This is a genomic window from Arthrobacter sp. AG367, assembly GCF_007828995.1.
Taxonomy (GTDB): Bacteria; Actinomycetota; Actinomycetes; order Actinomycetales; family Micrococcaceae; genus Arthrobacter.
This window is the reverse complement of record NZ_VIVE01000001.1, coordinates 1,020,625-1,037,392: the sequence shown is the minus strand read 5'-3', so window position 1 is coordinate 1,037,392 and position 16,768 is coordinate 1,020,625. Positions and strand designations below refer to the sequence as shown.

The following is a 16,768-nucleotide window of genomic DNA, read 5'->3' as shown; positions in this document are numbered from 1 at the left end:
ATCTTCAGCGCTCATCGTGCCCGCACTTCACATGGCGCCTACGCGCCCGCTCAGTGCTCCGGCCAGTAGTCGTAGACGTCACTGGTCCCACGCATGAATTCGATAAAGACGCAGTCCCTGTCCCCGACGGTCCATGCTTCATGCTCCGGCGGCAGCATCATAAGATCTCCGGCTGAGAATTCCTCCTCGGATCCGGTACGCTGGCGCACCCCCAAACTGCCTTCCAGGATGTAGGCGACATGCGGCATAGGACACATATCCGTGTCGAGAATTCCGGTCTTGACCGCATCCTCCGTCACTGATGCCCCCACCGGAAAGCGGACGAGAACGGCGCTGGCCCCGTCAAGGGTCACCATCCTCTTCGTGATCCGCCCGATAGTGATGAGTTCGTAATTGTCCTCGTCGACAAAATTGGCCTTCTGCATGCGCGAGAGGTCTGTAGTCATAGTTCTTCGTCTACTCCTTCGTGGTTTAAGGCGTCAGCAGTGACGCCTTGCTTCAATTCAGCGCCCTGCTCTGTAGACCGGACAAGTACGAAAGCTGTACCGCCCCCGATACTGAACACACTGTTCCACGCAGTTGCCCTCTCCAGGGCGGAATATCCGACGACGTCCCTAAAGCCGGATTGTCAGGACCAGAGCCAGCGAAACAAACCCTGCAACCAATGTCGAGGCGCCAAGAGCGGCCGGAAGGAAGCCGTCGGCGGCCCGGGCAGGTGGCCCGTCCGGGGCTGTGAGAATTTGATGGTGCTGGAGGTATCGCCGACGGACCACAAACAGTAAGAGCACGGACTCCAGAACGCCCGCCACACCCAACAGCAGTGACCAGGGCCCCAGGATGGGCGGAAGGACCTTCATGGCGACGAGGGAGCCTGCGAGGAACGCAAGACAGGTCCGTTGCCAGGCCAGACCCGTGCGCTCCGGTTGGAGACCGGGATCGAAGAGCCCGGTCACTTCAGAACGATTCCAATCAGAACCAGGACCGCAACCGCTACCAGCAGAACAGTCAGGGGGAGCGAGAGGATCGTCGGGGGAAGGGGTGAACTCTTCCGCAGGGCCTGTTCCGTCCTCGTCCACCCGCCCCAGGCCTGGATGGCCGACATGATCCCGCTGAGGATCAGCAGGATGGACGCAGAGAGCCGGTACCCGGGATGGATGCCGAGGCCCAGTGCCTCGAGAGCGACCCCGCCGGCGAGTAAAGCCAGTGCGGTGCGGATCCACGCCAGGAAGGTGCGTTCATTAGCGAGGCTGAACCGTGGGTCCGGTTCATCTCCCTGGCTGAAGACTCTTTTGGGAAAGCGATTGAGCTCAGCCAACTGTCTCGCCTTCTCCGGCTTTGTTGATGCGGAACATCGCGTTGGAGTGTTCGGTCCATTCGTCGATGCGGACCCTCACTGCCGTGCGCGGGTTGCGGATCGCGTAGGGCGCACCGAAGTAGTGGGTGGTCATGGCATCGATGATCTGGAGGTCCTTGTCGTCGAAGAATTCAACGGCGGTTCCCAGAACGGTGACGGCCTCTGTCCAGTCGTCGTTCTTGAGCACGGTGAGGGACATGCGGGGGTCTTCTCGCAGGTGCTGGAGCCGGCCGCCGCGGGAATTTCCGGAAGCGATGCTCAGGAGGATGTGCCCGGCATCTTCGGCGAGATAGACGATCTGGACGCTGACAGGGCGCCCGTCGGAGGCGACCGTGGACATGACTGCAGGATTGGGTTGGGAGATGAAGTCGTACATGTGCTGGGGGAGAGCGGGCATGAGGGGGCGCCTTTCAGGGTGGGAACGGGTACGCCAGAATGCCCCGCACGCTCGACTGGTACGCGCGGCGGGCAACTGGGCCTGGCAGGTGCTGTGGTTACTGCTGAGAGTTTCCCCAGGTAGCACGAAGCTGGTCAAGGTACACCCGGAGCTCCGCGACCATTGACATGCTGTGCGGTTCGGCCACCCATTGCTGCTGGAGCCCGTCAAGCACGGCGATGGTGTTGCGGACGATGGCTTCAACGGGGGCGTCCGGGAGGATCTCGCCCGTTCGCTTGCCGTCCTCGATGGCTTGGGTGAGCCATTCCCGGGTGCTGCGGTAGTGATCGAGCATCCATTGGTTTGCCGGGTGTTTGGCTTCGGTGGCTTCTGCCGAGATCCGGACGAACAGGCCGATCCACTCCGGCCGGGTGGAGTTGCGGGCAACGAGGGCGACGAGCGAGTCGAAGGCCGCCCATCCCATGGGTGCCGCGCCTTCTCCGAAGAGGAATTCGCTGTCTTCCTTTTCCCGCTGTTCGAGCACCGCAGTGAGCAGGGCGGTCTTGTTGGGGAAATGGTGGAGGAGGCCTGACTGGGACAGCCCGGTCCGGAGTGCTACCTCGGCGATGGAGGACTTGTTGTACCCGCTGGTCGAGAACAGCTCAATCGCCGCCTGGATGGCCTTGGCCCGGGCGATGTCGCCGGCCTTTTCCGTGCGGTTCCGCTCGCGTTCAATGCGGTAGCCGGGTGGGTAAGACATGCCTTAGGACTCCTGTCCGTTTTCGAGCGGAACCGTGATGCGGGGATCGCCGAGGCCACGCGCAATCACGATTGAACCGCCGGAGAGCGGCAGCCATATGTGTTCTTCCACGTCCCAGATCCGCTGGGTTCGGAGATCACACTCAACCTGAACAGTAGCGCTCTGCCCGGGATCGAGGGAAACCTGTGCCCATCCGATAAGACGTGCAGGCTGATCCTCGCCGGCGGGGACGCGGTAGACCTGCACGGTTTCCCTGCCGGAACGCTGACCTGTGTTGGTCAGGGCCACGGCAACGGCTTTAACCCCCGTCCCGTCCTGCCCGGTGATGTGCGCTGAGGTGTAGTCCCAGGAAGTGTAGCCGAGGCCGTGGCCGAACCAGAACAAGGGCTGTGTCCCGGATTGGTGCCATCCTCGGTAGCCTACTCGCGGCCCTTCCGCGTACTCGAGACGCCCGTCGGTGGGCATGGTCCCCCAGGCCGGCCCTTCGCCGTCACGGGCGGGGAAGGTGGTAACGAGTCGCCCCGACGGTTCGATGTCACCGGTCAGCGCTGCAGCGACTGCGTCTCCTGCTTCCTGCCCGGGGAGCCCGGCGAAGAGCACGGCGTCGACATTATCAAGCCAGGGCATGAGGACCGGTGTGGCGGCGTTCACGATGACGACAGTACGCCGTGCGACGGCGGCGACGGCGGCCACGAGGGCGTCCTGGTCGCCGGGCAATGCCAGCGTTTTCTTGTCCTGGCCTTCGGTTTCCTGTTCCTGGGTGTTGCCGACGACGACAATGGCAGTGTCAGCCGATGCCGCTGCCACCACGGCCTCACGGATCGCGGCGGCGGCGGGGCGGGCGGCCGCTGTGACGACGAGCCCGATGATTCTCATTTCGAAGTGGGGCCCGGTGGTGGCGGTAATCCTGGCGCCGGCTTCCAAGGGCACCACTGCGACGTGGCTCTTGGGCCGGTGAAGGCCGCCGCCGGGACCATCATGCGGGGTTACGGCGAACGTCTCGTGGTGGCCGGGCGCCGTCACGGTCCATTGGCCGGGTCCGATCACGCCGACGCGCATCCGGGCCGGTGACGACATGGCGACGTCGGCCGAGAGCTCGATCCTGACCGCATTTGCGAGCCAACCATCGTCAGCTACTTCAAGTTCGGCTACGTCAAAGTGGCGGGACTCAATGACGTTGCCCTGCTCGTCGAGAGCGCGGACCCGCATCCCGGGAGTGCCGTTTTCGGGATCGCGCACAGTCGAGGCAGGCGCGGCCACCATTCGCGTCCTGGTTTCCACCCCGTCCACGATCGTGGCCCCCGGGCCGAGCGCGGACGTAAGGCCATCTGCGATGCTCACAATGTGCGGCGGGCGGACCCGGGCGGAGCCGCCGCCCTGGGCGACGGTGTCAGTAGCGTGGCGACCGATCACGGCCACGGTCCCCGTTTCGTTGGCGAGCGGAAGGGTGGCGTTGTCATTCTTGAGCACTGCCATGCCCTGGGCAGCGATCCTTCGCAGCTGTTCGCGGCGGACTCCGCTGTCGGGCCGGGCAATGTCAGCGGGCCAGTCACGCCGTGTGCCGAAGGCGCCGACCCGGGCGGCAAGAATCAGTAACCGGCGAACGTGGTCATCGATGGCTTCTTCGGGGACGTCGCCGGAACGCACGGCTTTCTCCAGGGATGTGCTCCAGACCGTTTCGGGCCCGGGCATCACCAGGTCCAGGCCGGCGTTCGCGCTTTCCGCGGCCGTCTTTGTGGCGAACCAGTCGGACATGACAAGCCCGTCAAAGCCCCACTCTTTTTTCAGAATGTCATTGAGGAGCTCATCGTGCTCCGTGGCGGTGACGCCGTTTACGCCGTTGTAGGAGGCCATCACGGTCCACGGCTGCGCGTCGTGATTCACGATTTCGAACGGCAGCAGGTAAAGCTCCCGCAGGGTCTGTTCGTCAACGACGCAGTCAACAGTGGTGCGCTGTATTTCGGATTCGTTGGCGAGGAAATGTTTCGGGGACGCTCCGATGCCCCGGCTCTGGAGGGAGCGGACATAGGCGGCCGCGAGGACACCGGTGAGGTACGGGTCCTCACTGAAGCACTCGAAGAGGCGACCACCCAGGGGAGTGCGGTGGAGGTTGATCGTGGGGCCCAGGACGATGTGGGTCTGCTGGTCCATGGCTTCCTCTGCCAGAAGTGCGCCGACCTCGTCGAGCACGCCAGAGTTCCACGTCTGCGCCAGCAGTGTGGCGTTCGGCAGCAGGCAGCTCTCGCGACCACCGACAACTTCTTCACCACGCACACCGGTCGGGCCATCAGACATGACAATCTCGTCCAAGCCAATGGAAGCATCACCCCAGAGGCTGAACATCTTTGCACCGGAAAGCAGCCGGATCTTTCCTGTCAGGTCAAGGGACTGCACCGCTTCATCTATGAAGTCCGACTGCACGCCGGACACGACAGGAAGATCAGTGGCAGGAACGCTCATCGGAAGACTCCTTCGTCAGGAAAGTGGCGAATTTCGGGACTGGTGCCCCTTCTGTTGTGCTTCGAATCACAACGATAGCACGCCGACCGACTACACGGTCGGTAACACAAGCTTTGCGCGACGAAAAAGTAACGATTTGATAAACCGACCGCATACTCGGTCGGTCTGCGGTACTGTGGTTCCTATCACACGGGCTACGTCTGGCCCGCCTCCCCTCTCCCAATAGAAAGCAATGAGACCCATGGTTGTGTCTGATTCTGCTGCAGGACCCGAAGCGCCCAACTCGTTGTCCTACGCTCCCGTCCCCGTCGAAAAGGCCCAGGCCAGTGTCATCACAACGATGGTGCTCGCGCGGCTGGGACTGATGATTGCCCTTTTTATGCCCATCGTCGCCGGCATGACACTCAAGGTGCAGTCTCTGGTTCCGGGACCGGACGTTGCCGCCACACTGGGCACCGTCATCTCCATGGGCGCGTTCGCAGCCCTCCTCTTCGACCCCGTTTTTGGCCGCCTTAGCGACCGCACCGTCGGACGTTTCGGCCGCCGCCGTCCCTGGCTGGTTGCCGGAGCTTTGGGACTCCTGGCATGCCTGGCCGTCATCGCCACGGCCCCGAATGCCGTAGTGCTGGGCATCGGCTGGTTCTTCGCGCAGGCTCTCGGCAACGCGGCGGTCGCTGCACATACGGCGACCCTGGCAGACCAGGTACCCCAGTGGCAGCGAGGCAAAGTAAGCGGCATGATCGGCATTGCTTCCCAGGCAGCCTCCCTCGGCGCAGCCTATTCGGCAAGCCTTTTCGGGCAGAACATGCTCCTACTCTTCCTGGTCCCCGGCGTCCTCGCCCTGGTGCTGGTCCTTGTCTTCGCCTTCGTACTGCCGGACCGGCCAATGGAGCGCCGCCCTGCCTCAGAAGGCGGGTTGCGGACCGCCCTGAAGACCTTCTGGGTAAACCCCCGCAAGAACCCCGACTTCGCGTTCGCCTGGGTCTCCCGCTTCCTCGTCGTCCTGGCGATGTTTATGTTCGTCACCTTCCGCCTCCTGTACCTACAGCAGGATCTGGGCCTGTCCAAACAGGATGCGGCCGGCGCACTGGCAACCGGCGTTCTCATCTACACGCTCGCCTTGGTTACGGCCGGCCAGATTGCCGGATGGATCTCCGACAGGCTAGGGCGGCGGAAAGTCTTCATTTGGACCTCGGCCATAATCTTCGGCATCGGCACCTGGATGCTCACTGCGGCCGACTCCACCAGTGGGTTCTACTGGGCGGAACTGGTCATCGGCATTGGCTTTGGCATCTACATCGCTGTTGACCTCGCCCTCGTCATCGATGTCCTTCCGAATCCTGATGACACAGCGAAGGACCTCGGCGTATTCAACATCGCCATGACAGGTCCGCAGACACTCGCCCCGGCGGTCTCGGCAGCCCTGGTTACCATGGGTGGTGGCCGTTACGACCTCCTGCTCGCCGTAGCGGCCGGGATCGCCCTGTTGGGGGCACTGACGATCCTCCCCGTGAAGAAAGTACGGTGACACTGTCCTTATGACTGGCCCCCGCATCGGGTCAGATGTGCCGAAGCAGGGGGACCTTCTTCGATGAACTAAGGAATGGGCAAGCGCCCGGCTGGGAAAGCCAGCCGGGCGCTTCGTCATAACCGGTGTGTTGAGGAATCGTGCCGGCACCCGAAAGATCCGTAAAACCATCTCTCATCGAGGCCTGACCGGCGGACCATCCGAAGGTTGTCCATCGTGCACACGGTGGACCATGACACAAAGCGAAGATTGGCGCTGTGGCGACGCTGACCGAGCCTCTGTTGGCGTCGTTACGGAGGGCCGTTCCAGCCGGGCCACACTTTGCTTCCTATACCCCTGGGGGGTATGCTTTCAACTGTTGTCAGTGACATGGTATGTCCCGGCGTGTGCCCTGCACCGCCCCTCACAGCCCGTCAACCCCAGCGCCATTGATGCTTCGTCAAGGAATGGAAACTGGCATGTTTGAATCTGCAAACCGCACTCAACTGCTCCTGGCCCCATCGGGCGCGGCGTGCAGTTGCTGCTCATCAGAACCCTTTTCGCCACCCGCCTTCACCCCGGCTGCTGCTGAGCTCACTCTCGAGGGCCTAACCTGCGGGCACTGCGCCCGCACTGTTGAGAAGGCCGTCTCAGCCCTTGAGGGCGTGGAGTCTGTGGCTATTGAGCTCGTTCCCGGCGGCCCTTCCCACCTCCTTGTAGGTGGTAAGGCCGCCGGAGCCGCTGTGCGTCAGGCCGTCATGTCCGCCGATTACACAGTTGTAGGCGACTGAGCCCCTGCAACTTCCCGAGCCCCTGCTGGTTGCACTCAAATCCGGCGCCCCTCCCGAAAAAGGAGACGCGAGGAAGGGCACGTGCAGCCAGCAGCGAACGATTCCCCCGGCAGGTCCACCACAAACGGACTGAACCGGCAACGGGGAGGATTCGACTTTCGCGGGGTCCTGTTGGCGACGCCCCAAATTCAACAGAGTGATGCCCCCTCGGGGTTTCCAAAGCTTCTGCGGGCCGCTGCCCGCCAATCTAAGAGGAGATGTTATGACCGGAAAGCCAGGCCAGCAGCGCGGATTGGTACCGCTGCTGGTGATCGCGACCGCCCAGCTGATGTTGGTGCTCGATGACTCCATTGTGAACATCGCGTTGCCAAGCATCCAGCAGGAACTCCGGGTGAGCGCCGTGCATCTACCCTGGATTGTGAATGCATATATCCTCGCATTTGGCGCTCTGCTGCTCCTGGGCGGCCGGCTTGGCGACCTCTACGGCCGGCGCCGCATCCTGCAGGCAGGCCTCACCCTCTTTGTTGTGGCTTCCCTGGCCGGTGGCCTCAGTCCCAACAGCGATACGCTCATCGCTGCTCGCGCGATTCAGGGACTGGGAGCAGCACTGGTTGCGCCCAACACCCTGGCCCTCATTGCGACAACCTTCTCCGAACGCAAGACCCGTGATGCAGCCCTGTCGCTGTACGGCGCGATGTCCGCTCTCGGAATTGTGGTGGGATTGCTTCTTGGTGGCGTCCTGACCGACACCCTCGGCTGGCGGTGGGTCTTTTTCATCAACGTACCCATCGCCATCCTCGTGCTCCTGGGCAGCCGGACCTTGGTGAGCGCAGGACGGCGCGCCGGGAGTCTCGATGTCAGGGGCGCCGTATTGGGAACCAGCGGCATGGTCGCCCTGGTGTACGCAATTACCCGCTTTGGCGAGGAGGGTTTCGCGGATCCTCTGGGCCTTGGTCTGGTAGCCGCTGCAGCCCTGCTGCTGGCTGCCTTTATCGCCCTGCAATCCCGCAGCAGCACGCCGCTGGTCCCACTGGGGCTGTTCCGGGACCGTGGCCGCGCTGGCGCATACGCCTCCATGCTGCTGCTCGCCATTGGTCCCATGGGCAGCTTCTACGTGATCACCCTTTATCTCCAGCAGGTTCAGCATTACAGCCCTCTGCGGACCGGTGCCAGCTGGCTGCCGTTCGCGGCAGGGCTGGTGCTCGGGGCAGGGGCCGCGCCTAAGCTGCTGCTGAAGATGGCCGCGCGCCTCATCGCAGCAGCGGGGGCACTGCTCAGTGCCGGGGCTGCCTTCTGGTTCTCCTTCATCCAGGTAAACACGAACTACTGGCTGTACCTGGCACCGGCCATGTTCATCCTCGCCCTTGGGTTCGGCCTCGGCATTATCGCCCTGACCCAGGCCGCCGTATATTACACGAAGGAAACGGAGGCCGGAATTGCCTCTGCGCTGCTGAACTCGGCCCAGCAAATCGGCGTTGCCCTCGGACTGGCCGTTTTGGCAGGCGTTGCTGCAACGGTCAGCAACAGCAGCCAGCATTCGGCCGTCACCGAGGCAGGCCAACTGGTCGCCGGATACGGCAGCGCACTTGCCGTCGCGGCTGGGCTGCTGGTGGCTGCAGGAATACTGGCTGCAGCTACCTTGCCTTCCCGAACCGCGGCACAGGCCAACGCCCCCGCTGCGGCCGGAATTCATTAGGCGGACCCGGACAGGGACTGTCTCCGGCGACGAGAAGGTACAGCATGCGCGCCCCGGTGCCGGGGCGCGCATGCTTGGTGACAGGTATCGTCCGCTCGAAAAGCGCAGCTAGAGCCTCGCCTAGATACCACCGGGTCACCGTTCAATAGCCGGCGGACCTCGCGGAACGCTTCGAAGCGGCGGTTGGCCCGGGCTTCCCCGCCCCTATGGGCAGTTTTCCTGGCCGCTAACAACCCGGTTCTGCGCTTCAGGGGATCCCCCAATCCGACTTTGTTCCGCCAGCCTAGCCCTGGTGTATCCCCATTCTGGAGGACATGCCATCGGAATTTGTAGGTCTTCAGGTACCCACGAGAACCCCAGAGTTGGTCGGACCGATCCTGGCTACCGTCCACAAATCAGCCAGAATTTCGGTGTCAGCAGGGCGCGCACACATGGTCTTTACGCTTTCCTGCACCTCCGGGTCATTGCTCTTAACCATAGATATGATGATGCACTCGTATACCAGGCTTATCTGGTGTCGACACGGTCGCCGGAGACGTCCTGGAACGAGTGATCAGCGGCCGTCGCCCTCGGAGTCTGGGTGCTCATGAGTGGTCTTGGGACCGCCTGCCATGCAGCGCGCAGTTCTCGAAGACGAACGTCGCGCTCGGCTGGGTGCGGCTGAGGGACTTCGAGCGCATTCACCTGTTCGACCTCGCCCGGCGCGGTGCCGCGACAGCTCCTCCCGCGGAGCGGAACGAGCCTTCTACGGTGCGCTCTTCGCTCCGACGCCTCGTCGAGAGCAGGTCATCCGGCGGTACGGGGGCGTGTTGGACAGCTTTGATGACCGTAGCGTTGTCGACGACTTCACTCGACACCTTGGTCCTCGTCTTATCAGGCTGCTCAGTGAGTATCTGATGCGTAGCTCACTTTGAATATCCAGTGGCAGGGTCTTGTGCGGAAGGCAGGCCGGATCGCGATTGCCTTCGAGCCCTCGGGGGTCATGGCTTCGGAGGCTGCTTTGGCCAGTTCATAGGTCTTGTCTTCGGCCCTAAGGCGGCCCAGCTGGCCGCCGGCGGCTTCTAGAGTCACTTTCTGCACCGCCGCCGTGGCAAAGGGCCAGCGTGAGCTCAGGTCGGTAGCGTAGGCAGCAGGGACAACGCGGATGGTCTGCCGCATTCGAGAGCTTGGGGAGAAAATGGGAAGCCACGCGGGGCATATGGGGGACCTGCGAGTCCTGATGGACACAAATATTGTTCTCGCCATCGAGGGTGATGAGGATGCAGATCACGTCAACCACCAGTCGGCGTCGAATGTTTATCGCCTTGTTCTGGACACCGGCGGCAAGATCTCCATCATGGAGAATCAATTTGACGACATCTCGCGGATTCAGGATCGCCACCTAAGGGACCGCCGGCGCCGTCAGTTGGAGAAGTATCCGCGGTTGGGACGTGTTGAACTCACCACAGGGTTCCTGAATGAGGCACGTTATGCACCGGATCTTGGGGCCCGCAGTAACGATGGCGTGGACGCCGCGCTGCTTCTTGCACTGCAACGTAACGCCGCCACCTGGCTGATAACTGAGGACCGGAAGCTCCACGCGCATGCCCGTCATGCGGGACTTCAAGACCGCGTGATGATGCTCGATGACGCCCAAGGGGTGTTGACGGCACTGTCGGGGCAGCTGCCAGTTCATTATTCTGTCGATGACGTCCAGCCTCACACCATAGATCCAGTCCAACCGTTCTTTGATTCACTCCGAGCTGATTATGGGGACTTTTCCAGCTGGTGGGAGAAAGTGGTTGCCGAAAGACGGGCCTGTCTGGTCATAGGGGGCGGCAGGGACATCCGTGGCCTGGCGGTCCTCGATCGTCAGGAACCGGAAGTGTCCGGATTGACCGGAAACAGCGTGAAGATCTGTACATTCAAGATTGCCGAAGCCAACCAGGGCAAGAAACTGGGAGAGACACTGCTGGAAGCCGTCATAGCCCGCATCCGGTCGATGCGGGCTGACACCTGCTTCATCGAGGCTTCTTTGGACAAAGAGCCGTTGCTCGCGATGCTGAAGGAATTCGGCTTCTTCGATTTGGGGCCCAAACCGGGGGCGTCCGGACAAATTATGCTTGGCAAGATCCTGGAGCCCAGCGTCGACCAAGAGCCGCCTGAGCACCCCCTCGAGTACAACAGGCGCTACGGCCCTGGAAAGCGACGTGTGAACAGGGCATTCCTCGTCCCTATCATTCCGGTATTCCACAGCATGCTCTTCCCTGCGTCCGAACCACAGCAGTCTTTCTTCGATTCGACCTATGGAAACGCAATCCGTAAGGTATACATCTGCCACTCGGGTATAAAAACGTTGGAGCCGGGCGACACTCTTTTCTTTCTCCGGACGCACGAAAGGCGGGCTGTGCACGCTGTTGGCGTCGTTGAAGAAACACGACGCACCAGCGTCCTGGCCGACGTGCTGAGTTTCGCCGGAGCACGCACCGTATACCGTGCCGAGGAACTCCAGAAGATGTGCGCAAAGGAAGTACTGGCGGTCAAATTCAGGCTTGACCAAGTGCTCGACGCGCCAGTGTCGCGCGAAAACCTCAAAATGCTGGGAGTCATGGAAGAGTCCCCGCAATCCATCGCCCAAATCAAATCAGAGGGAGGAATTCAGTGGGCAAGAACACTCCAGGAAGGGTAGCCCTGATGTCTATCAGGCCGGAGTTTGCCAATGCGATTCTCGCCGGCGAGAAGATTGTGGAGTTCCGCAAGCGGCCCGTCGCCGATGACGTCAGCCACGTTCTGATCTATGCCACCATGCCTGTTGGCTCACTTCTTGGGTGGTTTGCTGTCCGCGGGCAGAAGACCATGTCCCCGAAGAGGCTCTGGTCCACATTCCGTGCAGTTGGTGGGATCTCAAAGAGCAGGTTCTTTGACTACTACGACCAGCGGGAGCACGGAACAGGGATCCTTGTCGAGACCGCTGGCCGATTCCTTGAACCAGTCCCCCTGTCTGAACTGGGCACGACCCTTCGTCCCCCGCAGAGCTTCCAGTATCTGACCGCAGCGCAGTCAGACATATTCTTCAAGATGGTGCAGACCCAGCCGAATGTTGAGTCGGACTCCGAGCTGCTTCCGCTGGCTCGTGTTGGCTGATGCTCCCGGCGAAGCGTGAACGCCCAACACCATGAGCAGCGTGGGCTCGGGGCATGAGAAGAATGCGCCGGCACTGGTTGGGCACTGCACCGATGGTGCCGCCTTGATGAATATCCTTACGAAGAACGAACTGTGGGCGGTTCGGCGGCGTTCATGAAAGATACGAACGAACTACTGTGTGTCAGGATCAGCTTCGAAAGCATTTTGAGGATCAGCGGGCAGCGCTGCCGACGGAAGTCGAGGGGTTGGAAAGATACATTCCCGAAGTAAGGGAGAGATCGCGGCTTTCATTTGTGCTTTCCGCCTTATCTGACGGCGACAGCATGAGCATGTGGCGCTACCACGGCCGCCATCAAGTCAGCCTTGCAGTCGGGCTCGACCGAAACGAGCCTCTGGTTCCGCAATGGGGAGTCCCGGTTCCGAAGGTTTGCGCAGGTTAAGGAATGACGCGTGGCCAGACACAGTTCCGCCAATGCTGTCCTCTTTGGATACGCTCCTGAGATGGGAGCGGAACTTACGTATGACCTATGGGCTACGGCAGCTGCGCGGGCTGCTGCAATGACAGCGGCGGGGCAGGAGCCAAGACGCCATCATCTCGTCCCCCGGTTCTACATCGATCGCTGGGCTGTCGATGGGCGAGTAAGAGTCGTTGACCTACTGCGCGGGCGGAACGCCTACGAACTCTCTCCGGCCCAGGCCGCGTTGGAGACTGACTTCTATCGACTTGATGAGCCGGACGATGAGACGTCGCCGGTCTATTGGGAAGCGTGGCTTTCGGAGGTCGAGAGGAAGGCCGCGGCATCGATCGCACGCATCGATGCTGCCGGCCCGGGGGCCATGGACGACGAAGCACATCAGTGGCTATGTCTCTTTCTGGCTGTGCAGATGACGCGCAGCCGCTCTGCGCGTCTGCGGCGGCGTGCAATGATTGCCGAGCAGATGGCCCGGGTCCTGGAGATCGGCGGACCTGGCGAACTAGCTCGCGAATTGTCCGCCGGTGACCAGTCGTTCGCCTCCGAGGACCTCGAAAAGCTTGTTGCGGATGTCGAACGTTTCCGCACCGATCCGTCGCAACTGCCGCTCCCACGGAAAGAAGACCTGGAGTCTTCAGCAAAAGCAGCGACACATATCGCCGGCATCCTCATGACACGCCATGTAACGCTTTATGGGACTCGAAGGGCGCTAATTACTTGTGATGAGCCTGTCATCGAGCTACATGAGTACATGGCCAATCCCGCGATAGGGGGTGGGGTGTGGGGCGCTCCGATTTTGGCCTTCCCTCTGGGCCCCTATTCTGTGCTTGCTATGTACCGACGTGATCTGGAGCCTCCCTTGGAGCCTGGTTCGATGCTAACGACGAGCGAAGCGATCGACCTAAACAGTTCGATCCTCGCGAATGCGCATAGCTTCGCGATCGCTTGCGCGGGAGACAGCATTGCGGAGAGGCTATACCTTCCCTCGCAGCCGGTCAGCATCCGGTCTCAGCTGATCGACTTACCCAATTCGGACGAATCCCTATTTCGATTCTGGACGCCGCGAAGATGGGAGGGCCAGCACGATGCACCCGTCCGTGTGGTCAATCGATGGTGGTCCGGGCACATACCCGCAGCTCCTCGTCCGACTCCTGAGGAACAGAAGATCATTGACGGTTGGGGTTAGTGGAAGTAGGGACATACATCGCACAGACACCCCGCAGCAGATGAGCGGCGGACGTGTGCACCGAGCGCAGCAGGATTCCTTCTTCCGAGAAAACGCTGCGTCCAGTCAGCGCATCCCAGTGCGCTTTCGTGATCGCTGTTTGTGACGGGTGGCCGGATTGCTCGAACGAAAATGATACCGGCCTGCTGGTCGCCGCGGATAGCACGCTCAATGCCGAAACACGCTCCACAATTCGTCGTCAGCTCTCACCCGGAAACTAAGCGAATGGCTCGACCCTCATGAGCACGACCACATCATGTGACCCACGGTGACGATAAGCCGGCTTACGGGCAGCGACCCCTAGAGTATCGTCATGACCGATCGGACGTATACCTGGCTCCCTGAGCGCCATCTCGGCGTCGCCGCGACAATTTCCCACGCCGACGAGCTGATCGGGCAGGTCGCGGATCTCCTCTTCGACTACCAGACGCAGCCAGACGGCGTGATCGGCCTGCGCGAGGTGCCTGCGGGCAGGTTCAGCCGAACCGTTGTAGAGCGCGTAGATCCGATCCCGCGCAAGGTGCCGCTGCTCGTTGCCGACGCGCTCGTGGCGCTCCGGGCCGCACTCGAGCACACGCTCTTTGCCGAGGTCGAGTTCGTGGACGGCGCGCCACTCGACGAGAAGGCCGCCAAGCTGGTTGAGATGCCCGCGTCAGACAGCTACGAGAAGTTCGAGGAGTGGAAGAAGAAGCGAGCACGCAATGGCCCGCCGTCACTGCGTGCCGGCAGTGAGCTCGTACGACGGATCGACGGCCTGCAGCCATTCCACCGTCGGAACGAGCCTCAATTACACCCTTTGGCCCGGCTTGTGCTTCACACGAACCACGCCAAGCACAGGACGCCGGCGATCACGGCGGTGCGTCTGGCTGCCATGTACCAGGACGACCAGATGCCTCGCTCAGTGCGCGACCTTGCTCCCCGGCCCGAGGAACCGCTGCGCGTTGGCGACATCATCGCGGAGACCCCGATGGGCACCAGGGTCCCTGTCACCATGTTTCCTACGGTCGGGATCAACCGACCAGACACGGACCGGTGGCCGGTCCTGACGCAGGAACTCGATGAGATCGCCCATTGGGTCCGCACGCAGGCGGTGCCGCGCCTGATCACGGGGACAGAACCGCCCGAGCCTGCGCTTCCGACGCGCTACGAGATCGCCGTCGGGCATGGGGACGAGCGTCGAGCGATCTCGGTGGGATCGGCGACGTCCGCAGGGGAACGCCACAAGCAGCGCCTCGTTGCGGCATCGGCACGGGTTGATCTGGTCGACATGATCGGCCAGATGGGCGGGTCCCCGAGCAGCCCGCAGATCGCGGCGTGGTTGGCCCAGTTGAACGACGAGGAGGTGCTCGAGCGGATGTCGCGGCTGCTGGTGACCTATGACTACGCCCCCAACCTCGTACTGCACAACTTTGAAGTCCTGAAGGGCTGGCAAGATGAGGCTCGGGAGTTCGGCCAGAACGACCAGCCTGTCGAGAGGTGAGTGCGCATTTATCACGCGCTAGTGGTCAGCAACGGGCACTCCGAACACTTCGGGCGATCAGATGTGGTCAACCGCGGAGAGCTTCTCGTTGAGCCTCGAGATCGCGGAGGCGAACCACCCATCGACCGTCAGCAAGCCCGTGCCGGTCGCTCGACCGTTCCATCATTCCGGGCGTGCGTGCCGCTATGTCACAGGTTTGCCATTCGGCAGCTAAAGGAGCTTTTGGAAGACATCGGGGTAGGGGCAGCCCCGGTTGCCTCGATTACCGGGGTTTCCTGGATTGCCAGGGTTCCCCGGATTTCCTGGATTGCCGATATTACCTAAATTGCCGAGATGTTTGTCCACGACTTGGTCGTCGTGGAGCTCTCCGACGTACTGACCGCTAAGCCGATGGACATGGGTTCCATGGAGTTGACCGATGGCAGCGCCGTGGAGCGAGTGGATATATCGGCCTCGAACGAAGCCCACGGCCTGGCCAGATGTCGCATAGATGTACTGAGTCATAGGCAGACTCTAGAGGCCACCAACGACATCTCGGTGGTGCAGTGCCGGCGTGGCTCGTACGGATCATCTTTCCTGACTCACCGTGCCCCAGAACCCTAGGTGTTCGGGCTGTATTGGTGCTGATCAGATCGCTCTTCTCCACCTATGAATCGACCCGTGCCGCCACCTTCATCCGATAAAAGCCCCGCTGTACGGGCCTGCCGCGCTTGCATCCCCGAGACGCTTAGAACAGGTCGACCATGGTGTCCAGTCGCTCGCGGACGAGGCCCGCCTGGACGTTGACGATGCGCTCGCCGCATGGCAGACCACCCCACACCAGAGGATGGGTAAGATGTCTCTTCACGAGGAGAGCCACTACGACCCCGCCGCGCCGCCCGGCGGTTCCCGCGGCAAGGGCGGGAACCCGGCTGTGGCCGCCTCTAACTGCTCGCTCGCCTGGCCCGGAGCTTCCGGTCCCTCCTCCAGATCGCCGTCGGGATCAGCGCGGCGACGAGGATCATGACCAGCACGGCCCAAGGATTCATCCACAGAGACGGCCATGTCCCGAGCACGATCCCAGCGACGACGAACGGGATCCCGATCGCGTTGATCTCGATGCTTTCCTGGGATGCGCGATCGATCTTCCGCGTGATGTCTGCACTCAGCTCGGCGTGGCTTCTGCGAAGCTCGTCCAGCGCTGTCCGAATGAGGTTCTGGACGGACTGCAGGTTTTGAATCTGCTTGTACGAGTCATGCATCTGTTGCTCGAGGATTTCCAATCGGCGCTCGAGCTCGGGGCTTGTCAGCTCAGCCGACACTGTATCCCTGATAATGGATGCGTCGCCAAGCCTCGCGCCGGAGGGAATCCCGGCGGGGGACACAACCGTCCGCTTCCGGATGAGGTCCCACAATATCCTGGCCGCGCCGCGGGCTGTCAGGTGTATCCCGAGCACGCTCAGCACCACGGCAGAAGCATTCATGAGGAGCTCGAGGTTTCGAGGGTCCTCCAGCCAATCGACCATGACCGGATCGTACCAACG

16 protein-coding genes are annotated in these 16,768 nt (G+C 62.0%); 7 read left to right on the top strand and 9 right to left on the bottom strand.

Annotated features, from left to right (window positions below; translation table 11 throughout):
• Positions 1–50: 50 nt before the first annotated feature.
• The 6 genes from FB478_RS04865 to FB478_RS04840 all read right to left on the bottom strand — a co-directional run bounded on the left by FB478_RS04865 (position 51) and on the right by FB478_RS04840 (position 4,950).
• Positions 51–446, bottom strand: coding sequence for a hypothetical protein (locus FB478_RS04865; RefSeq protein ID WP_056387777.1), 396 nt, complete (start codon positions 444–446; stop codon positions 51–53).
• 168 nt (positions 447–614) lie between these two features.
• Entirely contained in the window at positions 615–953 is a 339-nt protein-coding gene (locus FB478_RS04860) for a DUF202 domain-containing protein (protein ID WP_056387774.1), read from the bottom strand.
• Entirely contained in the window at positions 950–1,315 is a 366-nt protein-coding gene (locus FB478_RS04855; RefSeq protein ID WP_056387771.1) for a YidH family protein, read from the bottom strand. The genes FB478_RS04860 and FB478_RS04855 overlap by 4 nt, the downstream gene beginning before the upstream one ends.
• Positions 1,308–1,751, bottom strand: a complete 444-nt coding sequence (locus FB478_RS04850) for a pyridoxamine 5'-phosphate oxidase family protein (RefSeq protein WP_082581628.1) — start codon at positions 1,749–1,751, stop codon at positions 1,308–1,310. The genes FB478_RS04855 and FB478_RS04850 overlap by 8 nt, the downstream gene beginning before the upstream one ends.
• 97 nt (positions 1,752–1,848) lie before the next feature.
• Positions 1,849–2,490: a TetR/AcrR family transcriptional regulator gene (locus FB478_RS04845; protein ID WP_056387765.1), complete on the bottom strand. Its 642-nt coding sequence runs from the start codon at positions 2,488–2,490 to the stop codon at positions 1,849–1,851.
• Positions 2,491–2,493: 3 nt separating this feature from the next.
• Complete coding sequence (locus tag FB478_RS04840) at positions 2,494–4,950, bottom strand: glycoside hydrolase family 3 C-terminal domain-containing protein (protein ID WP_056387762.1); 2,457 nt, start codon at positions 4,948–4,950, stop codon at positions 2,494–2,496.
• Positions 4,951–5,191: 241 nt separating this feature from the next.
• Between FB478_RS04840 and FB478_RS04835 the strand changes: the two genes are divergently transcribed.
• From FB478_RS04835 to FB478_RS04825, 3 genes are all read left to right on the top strand, one after another.
• On the top strand, positions 5,192–6,478 hold the full coding sequence (locus FB478_RS04835; protein WP_056387753.1) for an MFS transporter: 1,287 nt from the start codon (positions 5,192–5,194) through the stop codon (positions 6,476–6,478).
• 374 nt (positions 6,479–6,852) lie between these two features.
• Positions 6,853–7,248 (top strand): heavy-metal-associated domain-containing protein, encoded by a 396-nt coding sequence (locus tag FB478_RS21515; RefSeq protein WP_110504011.1) that lies wholly within the window; start codon positions 6,853–6,855, stop codon positions 7,246–7,248.
• A gap of 262 nt (positions 7,249–7,510) precedes the next feature.
• Complete coding sequence (locus FB478_RS04825) at positions 7,511–8,944, top strand: MFS transporter (protein WP_144599834.1); 1,434 nt, start codon at positions 7,511–7,513, stop codon at positions 8,942–8,944.
• A gap of 882 nt (positions 8,945–9,826) precedes the next feature.
• Here FB478_RS04825 and FB478_RS04820 read toward each other — a convergent pair.
• Positions 9,827–10,102 (bottom strand): hypothetical protein, encoded by a 276-nt coding sequence (locus FB478_RS04820; RefSeq protein ID WP_142133538.1) that lies wholly within the window; start codon positions 10,100–10,102, stop codon positions 9,827–9,829.
• A 61-nt stretch (positions 10,103–10,163) separates the two neighbouring features.
• Here FB478_RS04820 and FB478_RS04815 point away from each other — a divergent pair, with 61 nt between their 5' ends.
• From FB478_RS04815 to FB478_RS04800, 4 genes are all read left to right on the top strand, one after another.
• The gene (locus FB478_RS04815; protein WP_142133539.1) at positions 10,164–11,612 is read left to right on the top strand and encodes a hypothetical protein; all 1,449 of its coding nucleotides are present in this window, start codon (positions 10,164–10,166) and stop codon (positions 11,610–11,612) included.
• Positions 11,585–12,067 (top strand): hypothetical protein, encoded by a 483-nt coding sequence (locus tag FB478_RS04810; protein ID WP_200830697.1) that lies wholly within the window; start codon positions 11,585–11,587, stop codon positions 12,065–12,067. Before FB478_RS04815 ends, FB478_RS04810 begins: the two co-directional genes overlap by 28 nt.
• Positions 12,068–12,568: 501 nt before the next feature.
• Positions 12,569–13,726 (top strand): DUF4238 domain-containing protein, encoded by a 1,158-nt coding sequence (locus FB478_RS04805; RefSeq protein ID WP_142133540.1) that lies wholly within the window; start codon positions 12,569–12,571, stop codon positions 13,724–13,726.
• Positions 13,727–14,078: 352 nt separating this feature from the next.
• The gene (locus FB478_RS04800; RefSeq protein WP_144599833.1) at positions 14,079–15,245 is read left to right on the top strand and encodes a hypothetical protein; all 1,167 of its coding nucleotides are present in this window, start codon (positions 14,079–14,081) and stop codon (positions 15,243–15,245) included.
• A gap of 210 nt (positions 15,246–15,455) precedes the next feature.
• On the opposite strand, the gene FB478_RS04795 is transcribed toward FB478_RS04800, so the two are convergent.
• Both FB478_RS04795 and FB478_RS04790 read right to left on the bottom strand, forming a co-directional pair.
• Positions 15,456–15,749, bottom strand: coding sequence for a 4-fold beta flower protein (locus FB478_RS04795; protein ID WP_082581626.1), 294 nt, complete (start codon positions 15,747–15,749; stop codon positions 15,456–15,458).
• Positions 15,750–16,168: 419 nt separating this feature from the next.
• The gene (locus FB478_RS04790) at positions 16,169–16,750 is read right to left on the bottom strand and encodes a hypothetical protein (protein WP_142133541.1); all 582 of its coding nucleotides are present in this window, start codon (positions 16,748–16,750) and stop codon (positions 16,169–16,171) included.
• Positions 16,751–16,768 lie beyond the last annotated feature (18 nt).

Excerpts from the sequence above, each read along its gene's own strand:
- FB478_RS04845 (WP_056387765.1), bottom strand. The coding sequence starts at position 2,490 with ATGTCTTACCCACCCGGCTACCGCATTGAACGCGAGCGGAACCGCACG.
- FB478_RS04850 (WP_082581628.1), bottom strand. The coding sequence starts at position 1,751 with ATGCCCGCTCTCCCCCAGCACATGTACGACTTCATCTCCCAACCCAAT.
- FB478_RS04865 (WP_056387777.1), bottom strand. The coding sequence starts at position 446 with ATGACTACAGACCTCTCGCGCATGCAGAAGGCCAATTTTGTCGACGAG.
- FB478_RS04840 (WP_056387762.1), bottom strand. The coding sequence starts at position 4,950 with ATGAGCGTTCCTGCCACTGATCTTCCTGTCGTGTCCGGCGTGCAGTCG.
- FB478_RS04835 (WP_056387753.1), top strand. The coding sequence starts at position 5,192 with ATGGTTGTGTCTGATTCTGCTGCAGGACCCGAAGCGCCCAACTCGTTG.
- FB478_RS04790 (WP_142133541.1), bottom strand. The coding sequence starts at position 16,750 with ATGGTCGATTGGCTGGAGGACCCTCGAAACCTCGAGCTCCTCATGAAT.
- FB478_RS21515 (WP_110504011.1), top strand. The coding sequence starts at position 6,853 with ATGTCCCGGCGTGTGCCCTGCACCGCCCCTCACAGCCCGTCAACCCCA.
- FB478_RS04820 (WP_142133538.1), bottom strand. The coding sequence starts at position 10,102 with ATGCGGCAGACCATCCGCGTTGTCCCTGCTGCCTACGCTACCGACCTG.
- FB478_RS04815 (WP_142133539.1), top strand. The coding sequence starts at position 10,164 with ATGGACACAAATATTGTTCTCGCCATCGAGGGTGATGAGGATGCAGAT.
- FB478_RS04825 (WP_144599834.1), top strand. The coding sequence starts at position 7,511 with ATGACCGGAAAGCCAGGCCAGCAGCGCGGATTGGTACCGCTGCTGGTG.
- FB478_RS04805 (WP_142133540.1), top strand. The coding sequence starts at position 12,569 with ATGGGAGCGGAACTTACGTATGACCTATGGGCTACGGCAGCTGCGCGG.
- FB478_RS04800 (WP_144599833.1), top strand. The coding sequence starts at position 14,079 with ATGACCGATCGGACGTATACCTGGCTCCCTGAGCGCCATCTCGGCGTC.
- FB478_RS04795 (WP_082581626.1), bottom strand. The coding sequence starts at position 15,749 with ATGACTCAGTACATCTATGCGACATCTGGCCAGGCCGTGGGCTTCGTT.